Source organism: Enterobacter sp. MALB-1 (assembly GCF_041021625.1).
Classification (GTDB): Bacteria; Pseudomonadota; Gammaproteobacteria; order Enterobacterales; family Enterobacteriaceae; genus Enterobacter; species Enterobacter oligotrophicus.
In genome coordinates this window covers 1,563,123-1,585,822 of sequence record NZ_JBDPJL010000001.1, presented here as the reverse complement: position 1 = coordinate 1,585,822, position 22,700 = coordinate 1,563,123, and the positions used below count along the sequence as shown (strand labels likewise).

Below are 22,700 nucleotides of genomic sequence, written 5' to 3'. Positions count from 1 at the left end.
CGATGGGTGCTTACCTGATCCGCCGTCTGCTGTTGGTTATACCGACGCTGTGGGCCATCATCACCATTAACTTTTTTATCGTGCAAATCGCCCCTGGCGGCCCGGTCGATCAGGCGATCGCCGCCATTGAGTTTGGCAACACCAGCGGTATGCCTGGCGGCGGGGGCGAAGGTATGGGTGCAAGCCATGCCCGAACCGGCACAGGCAATATCAGCGAGAGCCAATACCGTGGCGGCCGCGGGCTGGACCCGGAGGTCATTGCCGAGATCGTCCATCGCTATGGCTTCGATAAACCGCTCCACGAGCGGTATTTCACCATGCTGTGGGACTACGTGCGTTTCGATTTTGGCGACAGCCTGTTTCGCAGCGCATCCGTCCTGACGCTGATTAAACAGAGCCTGCCCGTCTCCATCACGCTGGGACTCTGGGGAACGCTGATCATCTATCTGGTTTCCATTCCGCTGGGTATCCGTAAAGCCGTCTACAATGGCAGCCGTTTCGATATCTGGAGCAGCACGTTGATCATCATCGGTTACGCGATCCCGGCGTTCCTGTTTGCCGTACTGCTGATCGTCTTTTTCGCCGGAGGGAGCTATTTCGACATCTTCCCGCTGCGTGGGTTAGTGTCCGCCGATTTCAGCACCCTGCCGTGGTATCAAAAAATCACAGACTATTTCTGGCATATTACCCTGCCAGTGCTCGCTACCGTGATTGGCGGTTTCGCAGCGCTAACCATGCTGACCAAGAACGCGTTTCTGGATGAGATCCGTAAACAGTATGTCGTCACCGCGCGCGCAAAAGGCGTCGGTGAGAAGCAGATCATGTGGAAGCACGTTTTCCGCAACGCCATGCTGCTGGTGATCGCCGGATTTCCGGCCACGTTCATCAGTATGTTTTTTACCGGCTCGCTGCTGATAGAAGTGATGTTTTCGCTGAACGGCCTGGGGCTGCTGGGCTATGAAGCAACCGTGTCGCGTGATTATCCGGTCATGTTTGGCACACTCTACATTTTCACCCTGATTGGCCTGCTGCTGAATATCATCAGTGATATCAGCTATACGCTGGTTGATCCCCGAATCGATTTTGAGGGCCGCTAATGCCGCGTTTAAGCCCCGTCAACCAGGCCCGCTGGGCTCGCTTTCGCCATAACCGCCGCGGTTACTGGTCGCTGTGGATTTTTGCCGTGCTGTTTGTATTAAGCCTATGCTCTGAACTGATTGCCAACGATAAGCCCCTGCTGGTGCACTTTAATGACCGCTGGTATGTCCCCGTACTCACCCAGTACAGCGAGAGTGATTTTGGCGGCCCGTTTGCTACTCCGGCCGAGTATCAGGACCCGTGGCTACGCAACCAGATTGAACAGCACGGCTGGGCGCTCTGGGCACCGGTTCGTTTTGGCGCGAACAGCATTAACTATTCCACCGAGACTCCGTTCCCGTCGCCACCCTCACGGCAAAACTGGCTGGGCACAGATGCCAACGGCGGTGATGTGCTGGCGCGCATTCTTTACGGCACGCGGATCTCTATCCTCTTCGGGCTGATGCTGACGCTGTTTTCCAGCGTGATGGGCGTCGTGGCGGGTGCCGTTCAGGGCTATTACGGCGGTAAAATCGATCTCTGGGGACAGCGCGTGATTGAGGTCTGGTCCGGGATGCCGACCCTTTTCCTGATCATTTTGCTTTCAAGCGTAGTGCAGCCTGATTTCTGGTGGCTACTGGGAATTACCGTCCTGTTCGGCTGGATGGCGTTGGTCGGCGTTGTCCGCGCTGAATTTCTGCGCACGCGAAATTTTGATTACATCCGTGCCGCTCAGGCGCTGGGTGTGAGCGATCGCGGAATTATCTTCCGCCATATGCTCCCTAACGCCGTGGTCGCCACCCTCACCTTCCTGCCATTTATTTTATGCAGCTCGATCACCACCTTGACCTCGCTCGATTTTCTCGGTTTCGGGTTACCGCTCGGTTCACCATCGCTTGGTGAACTGCTGTTACAGGGAAAAAATAACCTTCAGGCTCCCTGGCTGGGGATTACCGCATTTCTTTCTGTGGCAGTGCTGCTCTCGCTGCTGATCTTTATTGGCGAAGCCGTGCGCGATGCCTTTGATCCCAACAAGGCGGTATGACATGACGCAACCCCTTCTCAGTATTGAAAATCTGTCCATTGCCTTTTCGAAGCAGGGTGAGACGCGCACGGTGGTCAATGATTTATCGCTGCAGATCCAGCGCGGCGAAACGCTGGCGCTGGTGGGTGAATCTGGCTCCGGCAAGAGCGTCTCGGCGCTCTCCGTGCTTCGCCTGCTCCCTTCCCCGCCGGTCAGTTATCCGCAAGGGGATATTCTTTTTCACGGCAGTTCACTGCTTCATGCCGACGAACAGACTCTGCGCGGGGTCCGCGGCAATAAGATTGCCATGATTTTCCAGGAGCCGATGGTATCGCTCAACCCGCTGCATACCCTTGAGAAGCAGCTCTACGAAGTGCTTTCCTTGCACCGGGGTATGCGCAAAGAGGCGGCACGGGGCGAAATACTGGATTGTCTTGAACGTACCGGCATACGCAATGCAGCAAAGCGGCTGAGTGATTTCCCACACCAGCTTTCCGGCGGTGAGCGCCAGCGCGTAATGATTGCGATGGCGCTGCTCACACGCCCTGAACTGTTGATTGCCGATGAACCTACAACAGCACTGGACGTCACCGTGCAGGCGCAGATCCTGCAGTTGCTGCGCGAGTTGCGCGATGAGCTCAACATGAGCCTGCTGTTCATCACCCATAACCTGAGCATCGTCAGGAAACTGGCGGACAGCGTGGCCGTCATGCAAAACGGGCAATGCGTTGAACAAAACAGAGCGGCCCCCTTGCTGAGCGCCCCTCAGCACCCGTATACGCGGCGTTTGCTCGACAGTGAACCGTCTGGCGATCCAGTGCCTTTGTCTGAAAACAGTACGCCGTTGCTGCGCGTTGAAGATCTGGCCGTTTCGTTTCCTATCCGCAAAGGTATTTTTCGCCGCGTCGTTGATCAGAACCCGGTTCTGAAAAATATCAGCTTTACCCTGCGTCCCGGCGAATCACTCGGGCTGGTAGGCGAGTCAGGATCGGGCAAAAGCACGACCGGTCTGGCGTTGCTGCGCTTAATTGCCTCACAAGGGCACATTCTTTTCGATGATTTGCCTCTGCACAGTTGGGATCGCCGCCAGATGCTTCCCGTGCGCCCGCGCATGCAGGTCGTATTTCAGGACCCAAACTCCTCGCTCAATCCACGGCTCAGCGTTTTGCAGATTGTTGAAGAGGGGCTACGAGTACACCGCCCGGCGCTCACGGCCCAGCAGCGCGAAGAGGAAGTGATGCGGGTGATGGTGGAAGTGGGTTTAGATCCCGACACGCGGCACCGCTACCCTGCCGAATTTTCCGGCGGACAGCGTCAGCGCATTGCCATTGCCCGTGCGCTGATCCTGAAACCAGAGTTAATCATACTGGATGAACCGACCTCGTCACTGGACAGAACCGTCCAGGCGCAAATCCTGGCGCTATTAAAAGGGCTACAGGCGAAACACCGGCTGGCCTATATCTTTATCAGCCACGATCTCCAGGTGGTACGCGCTTTGTGTCATCAGGTGATTGTGTTACGGCAGGGAGAGGTAGTCGAGCAGGGTGAGTGCCAGCGCGTATTCGCTGCACCGACGCAGAATTACACGCGCCAGCTATTAACATCCGGCTAGCGCTCAGAAAGGATATTGACCAGAGAACGGCTCAGCAATTGCTACGCCAAAGTTTTTCAGACGGCAGGTCGCAGCGAACTCGTCCTGGCTGTTCACAAACAGGCAAGGCTCGCCTTCACACTCCAGCACGGAGCTGTCCACTTCAATATCCGTCAGCGCCTGGCTGAGGCGCTCCATTACTGGCCACGCATCTTCATCGCTCGGGCTCAGCAGCTTGAGCGCGACCAGACAATTTTCGCAACCTGGAGCGCTTTGCGGAATCGGTTCAACCTTCGAACCTGCAAAACCCGCCGACCAGCGATAGCTCTGTGGCAAGCGATGGACAATGGAGAGTTGTAATGTATTCACGTTCGTTCCCCGGAAGCAAATTTACTTCACAATTTATTTACATTTATAGTAACACATCATCGCTAACCTGCACTATGAAGGGCTTTTTTACAGGCGTTACAGGTTCGCGTCGGCGCTATATGTACCCGTTTCTGCGATCTAACTCAACCTTTTTAAATACAATGATGTGACTTTTTACACAAATAGATTTTACATAAAAGAAACAAACACAGGGTAAACGAACGGAGGTTTGGTTGATATGTATCAACAAAAAGGCCCGATTCGGGCCTCAGGTGTTCTTTAGTTAGCCGCTTTTCGCGGCCGACTGGCGTAAAGATAGAAGAGAATGGAGCTGGTTGCGCAGAATGCAATCGCCCATAGCATCGGCCAGGCCGTGTTAAAGGTCGCCATAGAAAGCAGCGCGCCAACGATCGCACCAATCCCGAAGCGGAACGTCCCCGCCAGCGATGAAGCGGTTCCCGCCATGTGCGGGAACTCGTCGAGGATCACCGCCATCGCATTGGATGAAACCATCGACACACAGCCGACAAACGCCGCAACGCCCACCACCAGAGCCCAGAAGCCCACACCGAAAAACGCGCTCACGACCAGCCAGATAGCCATCACAAACTGGACCCACAGCCCGGCACGAAACATGTTGATCGCCCCGACTCTGCGCACAAAGCGGCTGTTAATGATGGTCATGACAAACAGGAACACGATATTCAGCGCAAAGTAGTAGCCAAAGTGCTGAGGCGAAACGTGGTTCAGTTCAATGTAGACAAACGGCCCCGCGCTGAGGAAGGAGAACATCCCGGCAAAGCTGAAGCCGCTCGCCAGCATGTAGCTCAACACGCGCTTATGGCGAAACAGCGAGGCGAAGTTCCCCATGGTGGTACGAATGTGGAATTTTTGTCGGCGTTCGACGGGCAGCGTCTCATCAATAAAGAAGAAGATCATTGCCGACGCCAGCAGAGCTGCAATCGCCAGTATCCAGAAAATCGCATGCCAGCTGAACCACACCAGTACGGCACCGCCGACCATCGGTGCCACCAGCGGCGCAATGGTTGTCACTAACATGACAAACGACATCATGCGAGAGAACTCTTCCTTCGGGTAAACATCACGCATCAGGGCGTTTATCACCACGCTCGCCGCTGCCGCCGCCAGACCGTGGAAGAAACGCATAACGATCAGTTGATCGATACTCTGCGCCAGCGCACAGGCTACTGCTGCTCCAGCAAAGACCAGCGTACCGCCCAGAATAACCGGTTTACGGCCGAGGCTGTCGGCCATCGGGCCGTACAATAGCTGACCAATAGCGAAACCGAGAATATAGGTGCTGAGCGTCATCTGCGCGCTGCCCGCCGGGACGCCAAACTGCGCGGAGATCACCGGCAGTGCAGGCAAATACATATCGATAGACAGCGGCATCAACATGGCCAGCAGGCCAAGGATAAAGACGATTTTGAACGACGAGTGTGGCCTGGTGGTCACAGAGTTCTCCTGAAATTAGCGTGAAGTCAGACCAACGCTGGCGATCTCTTCTTCTGTCAGCGGGCGATATTCGCCAGGCTCCAGGTCTGGATCGAGTTCAATCGCACCAATACGTTCACGATGCAGACCTGTAACGTGGTTACCCACTGCGGCAAACATACGTTTTACCTGGTGGTAGCGCCCTTCGCTGATGGTCAGACGGACTTCCGTCGGCGTGATAACCTCAAGCACCGCCGGTTTGGTCAGATCTTTTTCATTGTGCAACTGAACGCCTTTAGCGAATTGCGCAGCCGTATCATCCGATACCGGCGATTCCAGCGTGACCAGATAGGTTTTCTCGCAGTGATGACGTGGAGACGTAATGCGATGCGACCATTGGCCATCATCGGTCATCAGCACCAGACCGGTGGTATCGATATCCAGACGTCCTGCCGCGTGCAGTTTGTGTGCAACCGGCTCGTCGAGAAAATAGAGGACTGTCGGGTGATCCGGGTCGTCCGTTGAGCAGACGTACCCTTCCGGTTTGTTAAGCATGAAGTAACGCGGGCCATGCTGCTGGGTCAGCGGGTTGCCGTCATACTCAACCTGATGCTCAGGCTGGAGTTTGAACGCGGTGTCTTTCACAATGTCGCCATCCACGGTAACGCGGCTGGCGCGAATTTCACGCCCGGCAATAGCGCGGCTTACGCCGAGTTGCTGAGCGATAAACTTATCAAGTCGCATGAAATCTTTTTAGCCTTAATGGTGCTGGAAGCGGGCAACGCCCGAAAAAGAAGCAGTCAGGAACGGTTCAGTATAATGGTCTGGTTGCGTCACTCAAGGGAAAAAGTTTCGTGGCATACTATATGCGAAATAACTAAACCGAGAACCCATGACTTTTACACTTCGTCCCTATCAGCAGGAAGCCGTCGACGCGACCCTCGCCTGGTTCCGTAAACACCGGGAACCGGCGGCAATTGTGCTCCCGACCGGTGCAGGCAAAAGCCTGGTGATCGCCGAACTGGCACGCCTGGCACGTGGACGCGTGCTGGTACTGGCGCATGTTAAAGAGCTGGTGGCGCAAAACCACGCCAAATATTGTGCGCTTGGGCTGGAGGCTGATATTTTTGCCGCCGGACTAAAACGTAAAGAGAGCCACGGCAAAGTGGTGTTTGGCAGCGTGCAGTCGGTTGCCCGCAATCTGGAACAGTTTCGCAGCGAGTTCTCATTGCTGATTGTCGACGAGTGCCACCGTATCAGCGATGACGACGACAGCCAGTATCAGCAAATCCTCACCCACCTGAAAGAGGTGAACCCTCACTTACGCCTGCTCGGCCTGACGGCCACGCCCTTTCGCCTGGGTAAAGGCTGGATTTATCGCTTCCATTATCACGGCATGGTGCGCGGAGACGAGAAGGCGCTGTTCAGCGACTGTATTTATGAGCTTCCACTGCGCTACATGATTAAGCATGGCTACCTGACGCCCCCGGAGCGCCTGGATATGCCGGTGGTGCAGTACGACTTCAGCCGTCTGCAGGCGCAAAGCAACGGCTTATTCAGTGAAGCGGACCTTAATCAGGAGTTGAAAAAACAGCAGCGCATCACGCCGCACATCATCAGCCAGATCGAAGAGTTTGCGCAGACGCGCAAAGGCGTGATGATTTTTGCTGCCACCGTTGAACACGCACGAGAAATCACCGGCTTATTACCCGCTGACGACGCGGCGCTGATCACCGGCGAAACGCCCGGCCCGGAGCGCGACGCGCTGATTGACGCTTTTAAAGCGCAACAGTTTCGCTATCTGGTGAATGTCTCGGTGTTAACCACCGGCTTTGACGCCCCTCACGTCGACCTGATTGCTATTCTGCGCCCAACCGAATCCGTCAGCCTTTATCAGCAGATTGTCGGGCGCGGCCTGCGGCTGGCTCCAGGGAAAACGGACTGCCTGATTCTGGATTACGCGGGTAACCCGCACGATCTCTACTCTCCTGAAGTTGGCACGCCGAAAGGCAAAAGTGACAACGTCCCCGTTCAGGTGTTTTGTCCCGCCTGTGGGTTTGCTAACACCTTCTGGGGCAAAACCACCGCCGACGGTACGCTGATTGAACACTTTGGCCGCCGCTGTCAGGGCTGGTTTGAAGACGATGAAGGGCATCGCGAACAGTGTGATTTCCGTTTCCGTTTTAAAAACTGCCCGCACTGTAACGCCGAAAACGACATAGCCGCCCGCCGTTGCCGGGCGTGCGACACGGTGCTGGTCGACCCGGACGACATGCTGAAAGCGGCGCTGAAGCTGAAAGATGCGCTGGTGCTGCGCTGTTCCGGCATGGCGCTGCAGCCCGGCGCGGATGAAAAAGGCGAGTGGCTGAAGATTACCTATTACGACGAGGACGGTGCAGACGTTAGCGAACGGTTCAGGGTACAAACGCCTGCCCAGAGAACGGCTTTCGAGCAGCTCTTTATCCGCCCACATACCCGCACACCAGGCGTGCCGCTACGCTGGATAACCGTTGCGGATATCGTGCATCAACAGCTATTACTGCGCCACCCTGATTTCGTGGTGGCGCGTAAGAAAGGCCAGTTCTGGCAGGTACGGGAAAAGGTCTTTGACTACGAAGGCCGTTTTCGCCGGGCGAACGAACTGCGCTAGTGAGGTATGTCGCCGTAATTCATGACGCTCAGATCGTCAATCAGGCCGGGTCCGGCGGGCTGCCATCCCAGACGTTTTTGTGTCCAGGCTCCACTGGCGCGAAGATCCAGCGTTGCGAAAGCGGCAAACCAGCCAAAGTAGTCTGCGGCCTCTTCTTTTGACAAGGAGAGCGTCGGTAGCCCCATGCCAGCCGCAACGGTCTGCGCAATCATTCTGGACGCGATAGCTTCCTCAGCAACGGCATGATAGCGTTCCCCGCGCGTCCCCTTTTCCAGCACGAGGCAATACAGCCGGGCCACGTCATTCACATGAGCCGCTGACCAGCTATTCATCCCCTCTTCAATCCAGGCTGCGCTGCCTTTTTCGCGACAGAGCTGGATGTAATAAGAGATCAGCCCCTGCCGACGCGTGTCATGAACCTGTGGCAGGCGCACCACGCGAACATCCACGCCTTTTTCGAGAGCCGCGTTTCCCGCCAGTTCAGAGGCAATACGCGGGTTAGGATGGTTGCGGTTAAAAATCGACTCCGTCGCAGGCTGCCCGTTTTCCGGATCGCCCATACCGGTCCCGGAGGTAATGATCAATGGCCGGGCAGACCCCGCAAGCGCAGAGCTTAGCGTGGCGATCACCCGGCTATCTTTCTCACAGTTAGCCACAAAGCGGCTGAAATCATGATCAAACGCGGTATGGATCACCGCATCTGCACGTTCCACAGCAGGCAAAAGGGTATCGGGTTCATCAATCGTACCGTGGTGGATCTCAATACCTGCCTCACGTAACCGTTCTGCACTTTCCTGCGATCGCGCAAGGCCAATCACCTGGTGCCCATTACGCTTAAGTTCTTCAGCAATACGTGAACCGATAAATCCCGTCGCTCCGGTTAAAAAAAGACGCATAACGTACCTCCTGATAAATGTCACAGGTACGTTAACGCTCTCTCCTGATACTATAAAAGTAGTGAGATTATCGTGGTATAAGAATTAACAGGCTAACCATGACTGATGAAAAGCATAATGCGCCCGGTGAATTTCTTAAGGCCTGCCGATTGCGCCTTGATCCTGCCTCTTTTGGTTTTTTAACCGGACGTCGCCGCACGCCAGGTTTACGTCGCGAAGAGGTCGCGCAACTGGCCAATATCAGCCCGACCTGGTACACATGGCTTGAACAGGGTCGCGGTGGTGCACCGTCGAAGGAGGTGCTTAATCGCATCGCCTCAGGACTACGCTTAACCGCCCCTGAGCGGGAGCATCTCTTTATCCTTGCATTCGGACATCCTCCCGAAAATCATTTTCGTGGGCCAGATTCCATTACGCCGCGTCTGCAGCGCGTACTGGACGCAATGCCGGATAGCCCTGCCATTATTAAGAATGTTGCATGGGATGTGATTGCCTGGAACCGTGCAGCCGCGGTGGTACTCACCGATTACGGTGCCCTGCCCCGCGAGAAACGCAATATTCTGCGACTGATGTTTAGCGACAGCCGGGCGCGATCTATCCAGAAAGAGTGGGAAAGCGTGGCAAGTGTAGTCGTTAACGCGTTTCGTGCCGATGTTGCCCGTGCGGGGAAATTTCACAACACAGAACAGCTTATCGAAGAACTTTCACTCACCAGCCCGGAATTTGCCGCGTTGTGGAGCCGCAACGATGTCGCCGGACATGCGGAGGGGGTAAAACATCTTCGTCATCCGCAACTGGATGATATTGCGCTGGAGTTTTCAACCTTCATCATTGAGGGGCGACCAGATTTAACCATGATGGTTTTCAATCCGGCGGATGATGAAAGCCAGCAGCGTATCCGGCAGTGGCTTAACGCGCATCCGGCTGTCTAGCCATACGTTTTGATTGCCCTGCGGGAGATTGGGGGCTATAATGCCGCCCGCTTTTGCATCCGCAAAGCAGAACACTCACCTGCTGCTGGGTCGCCTGTAGTAGGGTTTTAAATACAGAGAGAAATCAATGTTCACTATCGAAGCAGAAGTACGTAACGTGCAGGGTAAGGGTGCGAGCCGCCGCCTGCGTAACGCTAACAAGTTCCCGGCTATCGTTTACGGTGGCGAAGCTGCTCCAGTTGCTATCGAACTGGATCACGACAAAGTGTGGAACATGCAGAACAAAGCTGAATTCTACAGCGAAGTTCTGACCATCGTTGTTGGCGGTAAAGAAGAAAAAGTGAAAGTTCAGGCTGTTCAGCGTCACGCGTTCAAGCCAAAACTGACTCACATCGACTTCGTTCGCGCGTAATCGCAAACCTGTCGAGAAAAACCCCGCTTCTGCGGGGTTTTTTTATGGCAGTTATTTCCCGCCAGAGGTACGACGCTGCAGCTGATCGCGCAGGTTTGGCGGCGTGCCTTTAATGGTCAGCGTGTCGGTGGCCGGGTCCCAGAAAATACGTTCCCCCAGCAGCATGGCATCAAAGTTAATCGTTAACCCGCCGCCGCTACCGGCGAATTTGGTGAGCTGGCGCAGCGTACTGCGATCCGCCGGGAAGCTCTCTTCAAGCTCATAGCCTTTCTCTGCGGTGAATTCCTGGAAGCTGACTTCGCTGACGCCCGCCAGCTCTTTTGACAGCGACTCCAGCTCAATTTCCTCACCGGCCTGCAATTGCTCGTTGCAGTAGCTGTAAACCTGCTGACGCACGGTCTGGCGTTCAGATTTATCAAGCTGCGCTTCTGCCGTGAAGTCGTCGACCGCCTGCAGCAAACCTTTGTTCTGCGCTTTAGCGTTCAGCCCTTCACTGGCACCGAGGAAGTCCATAAAGAAATCGGCCACTTTGCGCCCCACGCGACCTTTCAGGAAGGTCAGGTAGCGGGTTGATTCCGGATTGGTTTCCCACTCGGTCAAATCAATACGCGCCACGATATCCGCATGGTTAATATCCAGATAGTGCGTGGAGCTGATATCCAGCTGTTCGTTTACGCGCATACTGCTTAAGTTGTTCAGCACGGTGACCAGCAAATACTCTACCGCCAGGTAGCGATAGTGGCAAAACAGAACAATACCGCCATCGGCAAACGGATATTTCGCCAGCTCGTCGCGCAGACGCCCGGTGGCGGCGCGGCTGAATGCCAGGAAATCTTCTTCGCCCTGACGCTGCAGGCGCAGGCTGTCTGCCAGCTCGCTCTCTTCACTGAACAGGCCATAGGCTTTATTTTTCGCGCTGTAGACGCGGTGCAGCTCTGCCATCATCTCAACAACGGTAGGCGTTGGTTCCAGTAACGAATCGCGCAGCACCACTTCAAGGGTTTGCTCATCACGCTTGATAAGCTGGTGCAAGGCAATCTGGTTGATTTCCAGACTCATGATAAACTCTCCTTTTAGACCGGGCGGTATTCAACCACCACCAACGCATGTGTGCAACAAGAGATAAAAAAGGGGAAAAAAAGCTGTTGCTACGGTAATATGTTGCCCTTTCATCAACAAACTGATTTTGATTTATGCCACAACATTCCCGCTACAGTGACGAACACGTTGAACAATTGCTCGGTGAGCTGGTCAACGTACTGGAAAAACATAAAACGCCGACCGATCTCTCCCTGATGGTTCTGGGAAATATGGTCACCAACCTTATCAATACCAGCGTTGCTCCGGCTCAGCGTCAGGCGATTGCCAAATCTTTCGCCCAGGCTCTGCAGTCCTCTGTGAGTGACGACCAGGCCCATTAAGGGAAACGAATAACAGTTTATGGTGACAAATCGTCAGCGCTACCGCGAAAAAGTCTCCCAGATGGTCAGCTGGGGGCACTGGTTTGCCCTGTTCAACATTCTGTTGGCGATGGTGATTGGCTGCCGTTATCTGTTTGTGGCGGACTGGCCTACCACGTTAACCGGGCGTATTTACTCCTGGATGAGCGTTGTCGGTCACTTTAGTTTTCTGGTATTTGCCACCTATCTGCTGATTCTGTTCCCCTTGACGTTTATCGTCATGTCGCAGCGTTTAATGCGGTTCCTGTCAGCGATCCTCGCGACAGCCGGTATGACGCTGCTGCTTATCGACAGCGAAGTCTTTACCCGATTCCACCTGCACCTTAACCCTATCGTCTGGGAACTGGTGATTAACCCGGATCAAAACGAGACCGCGCGGGACTGGCAGCTGATGTTTATCAGCGTCCCGGTGATCCTGTTGATTGAGATGCTGTTTGCTACGTGGAGCTGGCAAAAGCTCCGCAGCCTGACCCGACGCCGCCATTACGCGAAGCCTGTCGCAGCGCTCTTTTTCATTTCATTTATTGGTTCGCACCTGATGTACATCTGGGCAGATGCGAACTTCTATCGCCCAATTACCATGCAGCGCGCCAACCTGCCGCTCTCATACCCTATGACGGCACGCCGTTTCCTTGAGAAACACGGCCTGCTGGATGCTCAGGAATATCAGCGTCGTCTGGTCGAGCAAGGGAATCCGGAAGCCGTCAGCGTACAGTATCCGCTCAGCGAGTTGCGCTATCGTGATATGGGTCGCGGGCAGAACGTCCTGCTTATCACCGTTGATGGCCTTAACTATTCGCGCTACGAAAAACAGATGCCTGCGCTGGCCGAATTTGGCGAGAATAATGTCACCTTTACTCAGCATATGAGCTCCGGTAACGCTACCGATGCGGGTATTTTCGGTCTGTTTTATGGGATCTCGTCGGGCTATATGGACGGCGTTCTGTCTGCACGTATTCCTGCGGCGCTGATAACCGGGCTGAACCAGCAGGGATATCAGTTAGGTCTGTTCGCGTCAGACGGCTTCAATAGTTCGTTGTATCGTCAGGCATTGTTGTCTGATTTCTCATTGCCTGCGGCGCAGAGCCAGTCCGATGCGCAAACCGCGAACCAGTGGATTAACTGGCTGCAGCGCTACGCCCAGGAAGATAACCGCTGGTTCTCCTGGGTTGCCTTTAATGGCACAACGCTTGATGACAGTAATCAGAAAGGCTTTACGCGCCGCTACTCCCGCGCTGCGGGTGATGTCGACGCGCAGATTGCGCGCGTACTCACTGCCTTGCGCGCATCCGGTAAGCTGGAGAATACCGTGGTGATTATCACTGCGGGTCACGGCGTACCGTTAGGTGATGAGGCGAAGAACATGGACTGGTCGCGTCCAAATCTGCATGTGCCGCTGGTTATTCACTGGCCGGGAACGCCTGCGCAGCGCATTAATATGCTCACCGACCATAAAGATGTTATGACCACGCTGATGCAACGTCTGCTGCACGTGAGCACACCGGCGAACGAATACTCGCAGGGACAGGATCTGTTTAGTGCGACGCGTCGTCATAACTGGGTGACGGCTGCCGGGGGTAACACGCTGGCGGTGACCACGCCAGAACTGACGCTGGTGTTGAACAGCAACGGGAACTATCAGACCTATAATCTGCAGGGCGAGAAGCTGAAAGATCAGAAACCGCAATTAAGCCTGCTCCTTCAGGTTCTGACGGATGAGAAGCGGTTTATCGCTAACTGATTAATTATAAACCAGTTAGCGTCGGCTTCCCCTTGCATTCAGCAAGGAAACGGGTAGTATTCCTTTTATGCGTCGGCACGTAGCGCAGCCTGGTAGCGCACCGTCATGGGGTGTCGGGGGTCGGAGGTTCAAATCCTCTCGTGCCGACCAAAAACACATTAAAAACCAGCCTGTTAGGGCTGGTTTTTTTTATCCTTATGAATCGCTACCGCTTTGGACGTCATCCTCCCTGCGCTTTCCCGCTCCGTGCCAGATATAGGGCTTTCCGATAACGATATACATCGGTTAGAGGCCGCCAGCGCTTTACTACCACCCTATGCATTCGTTCTCTGAAATATTTTATTACATATTTAACATCCCCGTTCGCTTTACATTGACACTAGTGTCAATCTTGTAGATTACCACTACAGCGAGGAGAAGAGTATGCGACCATCCGATCTGGCAAAACTCACCGGAGTAAGCAACAGAGTTCTGCGTCATTATGAATCGAAAGGGCTCATCCGTTCACGGCGACTAAATAATGGATATCGTGATTATGATCCGAAGGAAGCGGAAAAAGTGAAGTGGGTAATCTCGTTAATTAAATGTGGATTCAGTACCAGGCAGATAGCTGAGCTGGAAAAGTTCTCTCAGATCAGCGATATGGACGATGACCGTTTTATTATGTGCCTGGAACAGCACCGGAATAAGCTACAAGCACTGGATACGCTGATTGAGTTACTCAACGAACGTCGAAACGCACTCGCTGCACGGATACATTCTTACGAATGATGAATATTTTTATCGGAAAGAGATGAAATATGAAACGTTTAGAAAATAAGGTTGCCTTAATTACCGGAGGCAGCAGCGGCATTGGGCTGGCAACAGCAAAAAGATTTATTAATGAAGGTGCCAAAGTCATCATTACCGGAAGAGATGAAAATACGCTGAACCAGGCCATGCGTGAGCTGGGGGATAAGAATGCCATTGCAATACAATCAGATATTAGTGATTTAAATAATCAAGAGGCTGTTTTTTCAACCATCGAAAAACGCTTCGGTAAACTGGATATTGTCTTTGCCAATGCAGGGATTATCTTGCTTTCTGATTTTCAGGACTCGACCGAAAGCGACTTTGATAACCAGTTTAATATTAATGTGAAAGGAACTTTTTTTACCGTACAAAGGGCTCTACCGCTGATGCCACAAGGCGGGTCGATTATATTGACCTCATCTATTGCTCACTACAAGGGCCTTGACGGACACAATATCTATGCAGCGACAAAAGCTGCGTTACGTTCTTTCGCACGAAGCTGGACAGCGGATCTTAAAAACCGAAGTATCCGTGTTAACTGCATAAGTCCTGGCCCCATCGCCACGCCAATCATCAGCAAAATGGGCATTTCTGAGGCAGACCGTGAATTGTTTAATACGAACGTTGCGAGCCATATACCTGCCGGGCGGTTTGGCAAACCAGAAGAAGTTGCTGCCGCTGCGCTTTTCCTTGCCTCAGATGAAAGCCGTTTTATATCGGGAATTGACCTCTGTGTGGATGGCGGGATGGGGCAGATTTAACCGGGATCAAAAATAATATCAAATATGATTAAAAGACATCAATTTTGATGAAGTTCTTTTTTCTGATTATCTCTATATTTATTGCCATGAAGGGCCCATCACTATCCAGTGTTTATTAAAGGTATTTATATGAATAAACGTATTATTATTGCCGGTGCAGGTTTTGCAGGTATGTGGGCGGCCATCTCCGCGGCCAGACTTATACACTTAAACAATGCTGACAATCAGGTTGATATATTTCTTGTCTCGCCTGAACCAAAGTTAACCATACGTCCAAGGCTTTATGAGGCCGTTCTTGAAAAGATGGCCCCGTCGATTCTTGACGTGCTTAAGGCGGCGAATGTGAAATATATTCGTGGACGGGTTATTGATATTGATACACAAAATAAAACGATTACCGTCCAAAAGCCAGATGAAGAGACCCGAGTTAATTTTGACAGTTTTGTGCTGGCGGCGGGAAGCCAGGTCTTTCATCCAGAATTGAAAGGGTTGAAAGAGTATAGTTTTGATGTCAATTCGCTGGAAAAAGCCCGCGAACTTGATGCGCATTTACAGTCGCTGGCAGCAGAACCTGATTCGCAGGCACGGAATACCGTCGTGGTTGCAGGGGGAGGCTTAACGGGTCTGGAAACCGTAACAGAGATGCCGGAACGTTTGAATACACTGTTTGGCGCGGAAAGTCAGCCGCAGGTCATCATCGTTGATAATGCGCCCAAAATTGGGCAGGCAATGGGAGAGGATGCCTGTGAGATTATCAATCAGGCACTGGCCAGCAGCGGAATTGCAGTACGCACAGGCGTAAGAGTGTCATCCATCGAGGCGAATGGCGTCACGCTATCGAACGGTGAGTTTATTCCCAGTAAAACGGTCATCTGGACCGCCGGAATGCGTGCAAGTCCATTAACCCGGTTCATTCCTGGTGAACACGATTCGCTGGGACGCGTGATCGGCGATTCTTTTTTACGCGCCCCCGAAGCCCACGGTATCTTTGTTACCGGAGACACGGTGAAGGTGCCTACTGATAATGATGGCAATTACAATGTAATGTCCTGTCAACATGCCATGAGCCTGGGGCGCGTGGCTGGACACAACGCGGCGGCTGAACTGCTGGAGTTGCCATTGCATCCCTACAGCCAGCCTAAATACGTTACCTGCCTCGATCTTGGCAAATGGGGAGCCGTTTATACTGAAGGCTGGGATCATCAGGTGATGTATCAGGGCGAGGAGGCTAAAAAAATTAAGCAGGAAATTAATACCTTGTGGATTTATCCCCCTGAGCCCGATCGGGAGAAAATGTTCTCTGTCGCCAATCCCGATTATATTATTGTGCCGTAAATTACAACGTCCTTGATGCACTGCATTGAGGTTATTTTCCTGGACTTCATTTTGCATCATGGCTCTTTTTACGCCACTGACTGGGAGTTAACCCCGTCATTTTTCTGAATGCACTGGTAAATGCATTTTGCGAGTTGTAGCCGCTTTCCAGTGCAATTTCAGAAACCTGCTTATTGGTGGATTGTAATTGTAAAAAAGCACGTTCCATTACACGCTGTTTGAGCCAGCCATAAGGCGTAAGACCGGTACTGTTTTTAAACGCCCGGCAAAAATGTGCAGATGACATACCCTGCTCCGCTGCCAGAGCCTGAATAGTCACCTCCCCTATCGGGCTGCTATCCAGGATTTCCAGCGAATTTTTAAGGACGCGTGGGGACAGAAAATAGTTGGCCTGTTGGACAGGTGTCTTAACAGGGGAATGATTCTGTATCAGTTGAAGTACCAGCGCCAGCATTAAATGTTCGCAAAGGAGATGAGTGATTTTATTGTTATCTGAAAGGGTATCATGAAGAGCTGAAATTATTTTTGCGGTTGTATCATCAAAATAAGCGGTGCGGAACAGGAGTTCCGTTAGGGGGGCATCTATTTGTAATAACAGATCGTTGAACGTTTGATCAGGAATGTAAAAATGAATCACATCAACGGTGCCAGGCATATCCCAGCGTGACGAACTGCCACGCGGAATAGTCGTAATGGTGCCTTCTCTGATGGTATCTCTTACCACCTGATGTCCTGTTCTTCGCTCAACGGTTTGCATATTGCCGAAGTGCGCGATGATAACGTGTTGATCCATTGGGGCAATAGTTTCGTGCAGCGGCCCATGTGGCCATCGATAACAGTTTACAGACAAGGGATTGCTGCTAGTCATGCTTAATTCTGGCTGATTTTTTAATACTCGGGTCATCTCCTTGACGGTATCTTTAAGTATAACCTCATGATTATTCATGATAATGCCCGCAACGCCAGTGTAAATAGTCTCCAGAGTATAGGTGAAGTTTAAAACGTTAACCCACTTGCCATAAATCCGTCCGCGTTATCACCACGATAGCCGGGAGTCTATATCTGTTGTCAGGAGGTATTATGGAATTATCTAAAACTGCGGCAGAGCCGATGCCTGCAGATGATCGCGTGTCCGTTTCTCATTCTGAACCAGAATTAGTCCCATCGCGTTACCCGCTAAAGATCGGCGACATTGAAGTGCTTGTTGTCAGTGATGGTGTTCTGTCTTTACCGGGCCCAATGCTGGGCCATAATGCCGATCCTTCCGTGAGATCAGCCTGGTTTAAAGAGATGTTTTTACCCTACGACGAACTCGACTGGGCTCTTAATGTTGTGGTGGTAAAAAGCGGTGACAGAACGATCCTCATCGATGCAGGTATGGGTGCCGCCTTCCCTGACCTGCCACGAGCCGGACGGACAGTTCAGCGGCTGGAATCTGCCGGTATTAATCTCGCATCCATCACTGACGTGGCGATCACCCATCTGCATATGGACCATATAGGGGGGTTGCTTATCAAAGGTGTAAAAGAACGTTTGCGTCCTGATCTTCGTATTCATGTGGCAGAGGCTGAAGTTAACTTCTGGGAGTCGCCCGATTTTTCCCAGGTATCCATGCCCACGGGCTTCCCGGAAGCACTCAGGAAAACGGCGACACGGTTCTTACAGGAATACAAGGGCCAGTTGCAAACTTTCGAGAACCAGAGTGAGTTGGCTCCTGGCGTTCTCATTACGCGTATTGGCGGTCATACGCCAGGTCATAGCGTAGTCCGTCTGGCATCACGTGGTGAACGCTTAACATTCGCTGGCGATGCGGTATTTCCGGTCGGCTTCCAGCATCCTGACTGGTTCAATGGCTTCGACCATTATCCCGAAGAAGCTGCTCGCGTACGGATTCAACTCTTACGGGAACTCGCCGCCAACCGGGAATCTCTTGTGGCAACACACCTCTCCTTCCCGTCTGTGTGCCATGTCGCCATTGATGGAGATACCTTCCGTTGGGTGCCGGGCCACTGGAGATACTGAAATAGGGTTAACCCTGTCCGGTAGAAGGTCGCATTATCTTTCAGGCTGTTCGCCTACGCTCAGAAGTTTGAGAAAAAAATAGGCTTATCCCCCTGGGCAGAACTATTGAAAACCAGCCTCTTACGGCTGGTTTTTTTATTTTACTTCATCCGGCGTTTTGCACAGATAGATCAGCGTGGCCAGACAAATCACCGCTCCGGCATAAAACGTATATTCCGCGCCTAACGTTTCCCATATTGCCCCGGCTCCCAGGCTGGCGACTAACAATCCCACGCCGCTGAGCAGACTAAAAATGCCGTAGGCCGTACCGCGCAGATCCGCAGGTGCCGTTTTAGCAATCATTGCCGCCAGCAGCCCCTGCGTCATCCCCATATGCATTCCCCAAAGTGCAACGCCTAAAAGAATGCCTGCCCAGTGGGAACTCAGCGCCAGCACTATATCCGCTCCAATCAGCACTACCAGCCCCCACTGCAGTAGCCGGGCGTGGCTCATCGTGTCGGATAGCTTGCCAAACGGATAGGCAGACAGGAAATAGAGCAGATTCATGGCCACCATCACCAGCGGGATCAGCGCCAGCGGCATCCCAGACTGCTGTGCGCGGAGCACAAGAAAGGCTTCACTGAAACGGGCGAGCGTGAAGATGGTACCCAGGCCAATGACCCACCAGCAGCCTTTCCCGAGGCGTCTGAGGTTCTCTTTTTTGATGGGATTCGTTCGTTTATGTTCGACAGGTTTTTTCGGCTCATGCAGGCCGAAGAAAAGCAGTGCAACGGCGAAGACGCCGGGGATCACCGCAATCCAGAAAATAGTACGAAAATCATCGTTCCACAGCAGCATTAAGCCTACGGCCAGCAGCGGCCCGAGAAATGCGCCGAGGGTGTCCATCGACTGACGCAAACCAAAAGCCGCGCCGCGAAGTTCCGGTGGCGTAACGTCAGCGACCAACGCATCACGCGGCGCACCTCGGATCCCCTTCCCTACCCGGTCGATTAAGCGTGCCCCCAGAATCATACCTGAAGACGAGGCGAGCGCGAACAACGGTTTACTCAATGCGCCAAGGCCGTAGCCCAGTACCGCCAGCCCTTTACGTTTGCCCAGATAGTCACTGATTGCGCCGGAAAATACCTTGATAAACAGCGCGGTGGCTTCAGCCAGACCTTCAACCAGCCCGATGAAAAGCACGCTGGCTCCCAGCGTCGTGACCATAAACAGCGGCAGCAGGCTGTGAATGATCTCCGAGGAGATATCCATCAGCATACTGACCCCACCCACAACCCAGACGCCCTTCGGGATCCGGCTGAGCGTTGCAAATCGGGATAACATTGAGCATCTCCTGCTGTTTGACGAACATCATCGTTCGACACAGAATATCCTGGAAATGCGAATAAATATCATCAGACATAAAAAAGCCAGCCCGCAGGCTGGCTTCATTATCGCAAATGAATGCTTAGTGCTTTTCACGGCTCCCCAGGAAGAAAATCCCCAGCGGAATGGCAAGCAGAACGGTAAACACCAGGCTGTAAACGAAGATCATCGCTGACTGCAGCACAAACATGCTGGTCGTCCAGTCAGAAAGAGGAATGTTGTACTGTTCGATGACGCCGACAATGGTTGCCCGCCCGACGCACGCAGCGGCAATCATAAATACAACCAGCAGCGCCAGTAAGAACTTACGGCCTTCAGCTGTTTTCAGTTTTGCGCGAATCATGTCTCTCTTCCCTTTACAGATGGCTAACATTATTTAGCGCTTAAAATAACACGATCGCCCGCCTGACTCCATGACAGCATTAACAACCACAAACAAAGCAATAACGCAGTGCATTCCACTAGTCATTTTGAAAATGTAGGTAAATCAATCCAATCATTCATCTACGTTATGGTAATGTGGTGAGGATCGTTTTGACATAAAGGAATGACTGTGAAAAACGCACCTAAATTTGCTATCGCCCTGATCGCCGCAGCCTGCGTCAGCGCCAGTGCTTTTGCGAGCGACTCTTCAAAAGAGCAGCCACTGGAAAAAGTAGCCCCCTATCCACAAGCGGATAAAGGAATGAAGCGTCAGGTTATTCAGTTGCCGGCTCAGCAGAATGAAGCCAACTTTAAAGTTGAACTGCTAATCGGGCAGACGCTGGAAGTAGACTGCAACCAGCACCGTCTGGGCGGCCAGCTGGAAAGCAAAACGCTGGAAGGCTGGGGCTATGACTACTACGTCTTTGATAAAGTGACGTCGCCGGTCTCTACCATGATGGCCTGCCCGGACGGCAAGAAAGAGAAAAAATTTGTGACTGCGTATCTGGGAGATAACAGTCTGCTGCGCTACAACAGCAAGCTGCCGATCGTGGTATATACGCCTGAAAACGTAGAGGTGAAATATCGCGTGTGGCAGGCAGATGAGACTGTCAGTCCAGCGGTAGTACGTTAAAAAAGTCGGGTGACGGCTTCGCCTTACCCGACCTACAAAACAACACCGAACGTAAGCCGGGTAAGCATCAGCACCACCCGGCTTTTTTATTTTACAGCGCGATATCCGCCACCGGTTTGTTTTCCTTCTGAGGCTTCAGCTCCGCTTTTGGCGCAGCATCCGCAGCCTGCGGTTTCACATATTGCAGTTGCAGAACGCGGCTGGTGTATTCCAGCTCTTGCTCCGTCGCCGCCACGTTACCGTTCAGCTTAGTACCGTAGGATGGAATAATGGTTTTCAGCTTCGCCTGCCATTCCGGGCTCGCGACTTTATCTTTGAACACTTTTTCCATCAGGTGCAGCATGATTGGCGCAGCAGTGGATGCACCCGGTGAAGCGCCCAGCAGTGCGGCAATAGTGCCCTCTTTATCGCTCACCACTTCAGTGCCCAGACGCAGCACGCCGCCCTCTTTCGGATCGCGTTTGATAATCTGCACACGCTGGCCCGCCTGCCACAGACGCCAGTCCTCTTTCTTCGCCTGCGGATAGTACTCTTTCAGTGCTTCAAAACGTTCTTCATCGGAGAGCATCACCTGACTAATCAGGTACTTCACCAGATCGAAGTTATCCAGCCCCACATCCATCATTGGCTTGACGTTAGACGTTGTAGTGGCACTGAGCAGGTCCCACAGGGAGCCATTTTTCAGGAACTTGGTGGAGAACGTCGCGAACGGCCCGAACAGCACCACGCGTTTACCGTCCAGCATACGGGTATCGATGTGCGGAACAGACATCGGCGGCGCGCCCACAGAAGCCTGACCGTACACTTTCGCCAGATGGCGGTTCACCACGTCCGGGTTTTCTGACACCAGGAACTGGCCGCCGACCGGGAAGCCCGCGTAGTCGTCCGCTTCAGGAATACCAGACTCCTGCAGCAGCTTCAGCGCCGCGCCGCCCGCACCGATAAAGACAAATTTCGCCTTGATGATGTGCTCAGCTTCGTTGTTTTTCAGGTCGGCAACGGTCACGCTCCAGCTGTTATCCGCGTTGCGTTTGAAGCCACGCACTTCAGTGTTGAGCTGCAGGTTAAAGTTCTCTTTCTTCTGCAGAGAACCCACCAGCTGACGGGTAATTTCACCGTAGTTGACGTCAGTACCGATTTCAGTGCGTGTCGCCGCTACTTTCTGATTTGGGTCACGGCCTTCCATTACCAGCGGTGCCCACTCTTTGATCTGCGCATGATCTTCAGAGTATTTCATGCCGCGGAACAAAGTGCTCTGCTGCAGAGCAGCGTAGCGTGCACGCAGGAAGTTGACGTTCTGATCGCCCCACACAAAGCTCATGTGCGGCACGGTGTTAATGAAGGAGTGCGGATCGTGTAACACACCGCTGTTCACCTGGTGTGACCAGAACTGGCGTGAGATCTGGAACGCTTCGTTGATCTCGACCGCTTTTTCGATACTAATGGAACCGTCCTTTTTCTGTGGCGTATAGTTCAGTTCCATCAGTGCCGAATGCCCGGTGCCGGCGTTGTTCCAGCCGTTAGAGCTCTCCTGAGCCGCACCATCGAGGCGCTCAACCATGGTCATCGACCAGTCCGGCTGTAATTCGTGAAGGTAAGTTCCCAGCGTGGCGCTCATGATACCGCCACCAATTAAAAGGACGTCCGTTTCCTGCTCTTTTGGTGTGTCTGCTTTCACCGCCATTGAGACAGTGTTCAGCCCCACGGCCAGAGAAAAGAGCATGGCAGTCATTTTTTTCATAATTTATGCCTTAGTTAATA

The 22,700-nt window shown here is 52.9% G+C and carries 22 protein-coding genes and 1 tRNA gene; 14 read left to right on the top strand and 9 right to left on the bottom strand.

Translation table 11 applies throughout. From position 1 onward, the window contains the following. Window positions 1-2: 2 nt before the first annotated feature. The 3 genes from ABGB15_RS07580 to yejF are packed head-to-tail and all read left to right on the top strand — an operon-like array spanning window position 3 to window position 3,713. A complete protein-coding gene (locus tag ABGB15_RS07580) occupies window positions 3-1,097 on the top strand; it encodes a microcin C ABC transporter permease YejB (protein WP_152081650.1) in 1,095 nt (364 codons plus the stop codon). Further along, window positions 1,097-2,122 carry an ABC transporter permease gene (locus tag ABGB15_RS07575; RefSeq protein ID WP_152081651.1) on the top strand — a complete coding sequence of 342 codons (1,026 nt, stop codon included), beginning with the start codon at window positions 1,097-1,099 and terminating at the stop codon, window positions 2,120-2,122. Before ABGB15_RS07580 ends, ABGB15_RS07575 begins: the two co-directional genes overlap by 1 nt. Before the next feature lies 1 nt (window position 2,123). Continuing rightward, the gene (gene yejF, locus ABGB15_RS07570) at window positions 2,124-3,713 is read left to right on the top strand and encodes a microcin C ABC transporter ATP-binding protein YejF (RefSeq protein WP_215722370.1); all 1,590 of its coding nucleotides are present in this window, start codon (window positions 2,124-2,126) and stop codon (window positions 3,711-3,713) included. A gap of 3 nt (window positions 3,714-3,716) precedes the next feature. Here yejF and ABGB15_RS07565 read toward each other — a convergent pair whose 3' ends face one another. The 3 genes from ABGB15_RS07565 to rsuA form a co-directional block, all read right to left on the bottom strand. Further along, window positions 3,717-4,061, bottom strand: coding sequence for a YejG family protein (locus tag ABGB15_RS07565; RefSeq protein ID WP_152081653.1), 345 nt, complete (start codon window positions 4,059-4,061; stop codon window positions 3,717-3,719). A gap of 279 nt (window positions 4,062-4,340) precedes the next feature. After that, window positions 4,341-5,537, bottom strand: coding sequence for a Bcr/CflA family multidrug efflux MFS transporter (locus ABGB15_RS07560; protein ID WP_152081654.1), 1,197 nt, complete (start codon window positions 5,535-5,537; stop codon window positions 4,341-4,343). Window positions 5,538-5,552: 15 nt separating this feature from the next. Continuing rightward, the gene (rsuA, locus tag ABGB15_RS07555) at window positions 5,553-6,260 is read right to left on the bottom strand and encodes a 16S rRNA pseudouridine(516) synthase RsuA (protein WP_152081655.1); all 708 of its coding nucleotides are present in this window, start codon (window positions 6,258-6,260) and stop codon (window positions 5,553-5,555) included. 148 nt (window positions 6,261-6,408) lie between these two features. Between rsuA and ABGB15_RS07550 the strand changes: the two genes are divergently transcribed. After that, a complete protein-coding gene (locus tag ABGB15_RS07550) occupies window positions 6,409-8,166 on the top strand; it encodes a DEAD/DEAH box helicase (RefSeq protein ID WP_215722371.1) in 1,758 nt (585 codons plus the stop codon). On the opposite strand, the gene ABGB15_RS07545 is transcribed toward ABGB15_RS07550, so the two are convergent. Next, complete coding sequence (locus tag ABGB15_RS07545) at window positions 8,163-9,062, bottom strand: SDR family oxidoreductase (protein ID WP_215722372.1); 900 nt, start codon at window positions 9,060-9,062, stop codon at window positions 8,163-8,165. The genes ABGB15_RS07550 and ABGB15_RS07545 overlap by 4 nt on opposite strands. A 98-nt stretch (window positions 9,063-9,160) precedes the next feature. Here ABGB15_RS07545 and ABGB15_RS07540 point away from each other — a divergent pair, with 98 nt between their 5' ends. Both ABGB15_RS07540 and rplY read left to right on the top strand, forming a co-directional pair. Beyond that, window positions 9,161-9,994 (top strand): helix-turn-helix transcriptional regulator, encoded by an 834-nt coding sequence (locus tag ABGB15_RS07540; protein WP_215722373.1) that lies wholly within the window; start codon window positions 9,161-9,163, stop codon window positions 9,992-9,994. Window positions 9,995-10,121: 127 nt separating this feature from the next. Beyond that, complete coding sequence (rplY, locus tag ABGB15_RS07535; protein ID WP_148419877.1) at window positions 10,122-10,406, top strand: 50S ribosomal protein L25; 285 nt, start codon at window positions 10,122-10,124, stop codon at window positions 10,404-10,406. A gap of 51 nt (window positions 10,407-10,457) precedes the next feature. Here the strand turns inward: rplY and yejK are convergent, their stop codons facing one another. Further along, window positions 10,458-11,465 (bottom strand): nucleoid-associated protein YejK, encoded by a 1,008-nt coding sequence (gene yejK, locus ABGB15_RS07530; protein ID WP_017693031.1) that lies wholly within the window; start codon window positions 11,463-11,465, stop codon window positions 10,458-10,460. Between the two features lie 134 nt (window positions 11,466-11,599). Here yejK and ABGB15_RS07525 point away from each other — a divergent pair, with 134 nt between their 5' ends. From ABGB15_RS07525 to ABGB15_RS07500, 6 genes are all read left to right on the top strand, one after another. Then, a complete protein-coding gene (locus ABGB15_RS07525; RefSeq protein WP_063450346.1) occupies window positions 11,600-11,827 on the top strand; it encodes a YejL family protein in 228 nt (75 codons plus the stop codon). A gap of 19 nt (window positions 11,828-11,846) precedes the next feature. Next, the gene (gene yejM / locus ABGB15_RS07520; RefSeq protein ID WP_152081660.1) at window positions 11,847-13,607 is read left to right on the top strand and encodes an LPS biosynthesis-modulating metalloenzyme YejM; all 1,761 of its coding nucleotides are present in this window, start codon (window positions 11,847-11,849) and stop codon (window positions 13,605-13,607) included. Window positions 13,608-13,680: 73 nt separating this feature from the next. After that, a tRNA-Pro gene (locus tag ABGB15_RS07515) sits at window positions 13,681-13,757 on the top strand. 273 nt (window positions 13,758-14,030) lie between these two features. Then, a complete protein-coding gene (locus ABGB15_RS07510; RefSeq protein WP_215722374.1) occupies window positions 14,031-14,378 on the top strand; it encodes a MerR family transcriptional regulator in 348 nt (115 codons plus the stop codon). 29 nt (window positions 14,379-14,407) lie between these two features. Then, complete coding sequence (locus ABGB15_RS07505; RefSeq protein WP_152081661.1) at window positions 14,408-15,160, top strand: glucose 1-dehydrogenase; 753 nt, start codon at window positions 14,408-14,410, stop codon at window positions 15,158-15,160. Window positions 15,161-15,289: 129 nt separating this feature from the next. Beyond that, window positions 15,290-16,495, top strand: a complete 1,206-nt coding sequence (locus tag ABGB15_RS07500; RefSeq protein WP_215722375.1) for an NAD(P)/FAD-dependent oxidoreductase — start codon at window positions 15,290-15,292, stop codon at window positions 16,493-16,495. Between the two features lie 46 nt (window positions 16,496-16,541). Here ABGB15_RS07500 and ABGB15_RS07495 read toward each other — a convergent pair whose 3' ends face one another. Beyond that, entirely contained in the window at window positions 16,542-17,441 is a 900-nt protein-coding gene (locus ABGB15_RS07495) for an AraC family transcriptional regulator (protein WP_215722376.1), read from the bottom strand. Between the two features lie 134 nt (window positions 17,442-17,575). Between ABGB15_RS07495 and ABGB15_RS07490 the strand changes: the two genes are divergently transcribed. After that, window positions 17,576-18,517 (top strand): MBL fold metallo-hydrolase, encoded by a 942-nt coding sequence (locus tag ABGB15_RS07490; RefSeq protein ID WP_215722377.1) that lies wholly within the window; start codon window positions 17,576-17,578, stop codon window positions 18,515-18,517. A gap of 135 nt (window positions 18,518-18,652) precedes the next feature. On the opposite strand, the gene ABGB15_RS07485 is transcribed toward ABGB15_RS07490, so the two are convergent. After that, window positions 18,653-19,840 carry an MFS transporter gene (locus tag ABGB15_RS07485; protein ID WP_215722378.1) on the bottom strand — a complete coding sequence of 396 codons (1,188 nt, stop codon included), beginning with the start codon at window positions 19,838-19,840 and terminating at the stop codon, window positions 18,653-18,655. Window positions 19,841-19,964: 124 nt separating this feature from the next. Further along, window positions 19,965-20,225, bottom strand: coding sequence for a DUF2534 family protein (locus ABGB15_RS07480; protein WP_215722379.1), 261 nt, complete (start codon window positions 20,223-20,225; stop codon window positions 19,965-19,967). A gap of 204 nt (window positions 20,226-20,429) precedes the next feature. Between ABGB15_RS07480 and eco the strand changes: the two genes are divergently transcribed. After that, window positions 20,430-20,939: a serine protease inhibitor ecotin gene (eco, locus tag ABGB15_RS07475; RefSeq protein WP_215722380.1), complete on the top strand. Its 510-nt coding sequence runs from the start codon at window positions 20,430-20,432 to the stop codon at window positions 20,937-20,939. Window positions 20,940-21,030: 91 nt separating this feature from the next. Here the strand turns inward: eco and mqo are convergent, their stop codons facing one another. Beyond that, window positions 21,031-22,680, bottom strand: a complete 1,650-nt coding sequence (gene mqo, locus ABGB15_RS07470; RefSeq protein ID WP_215722381.1) for a malate dehydrogenase (quinone) — start codon at window positions 22,678-22,680, stop codon at window positions 21,031-21,033. Window positions 22,681-22,700 lie beyond the last annotated feature (20 nt).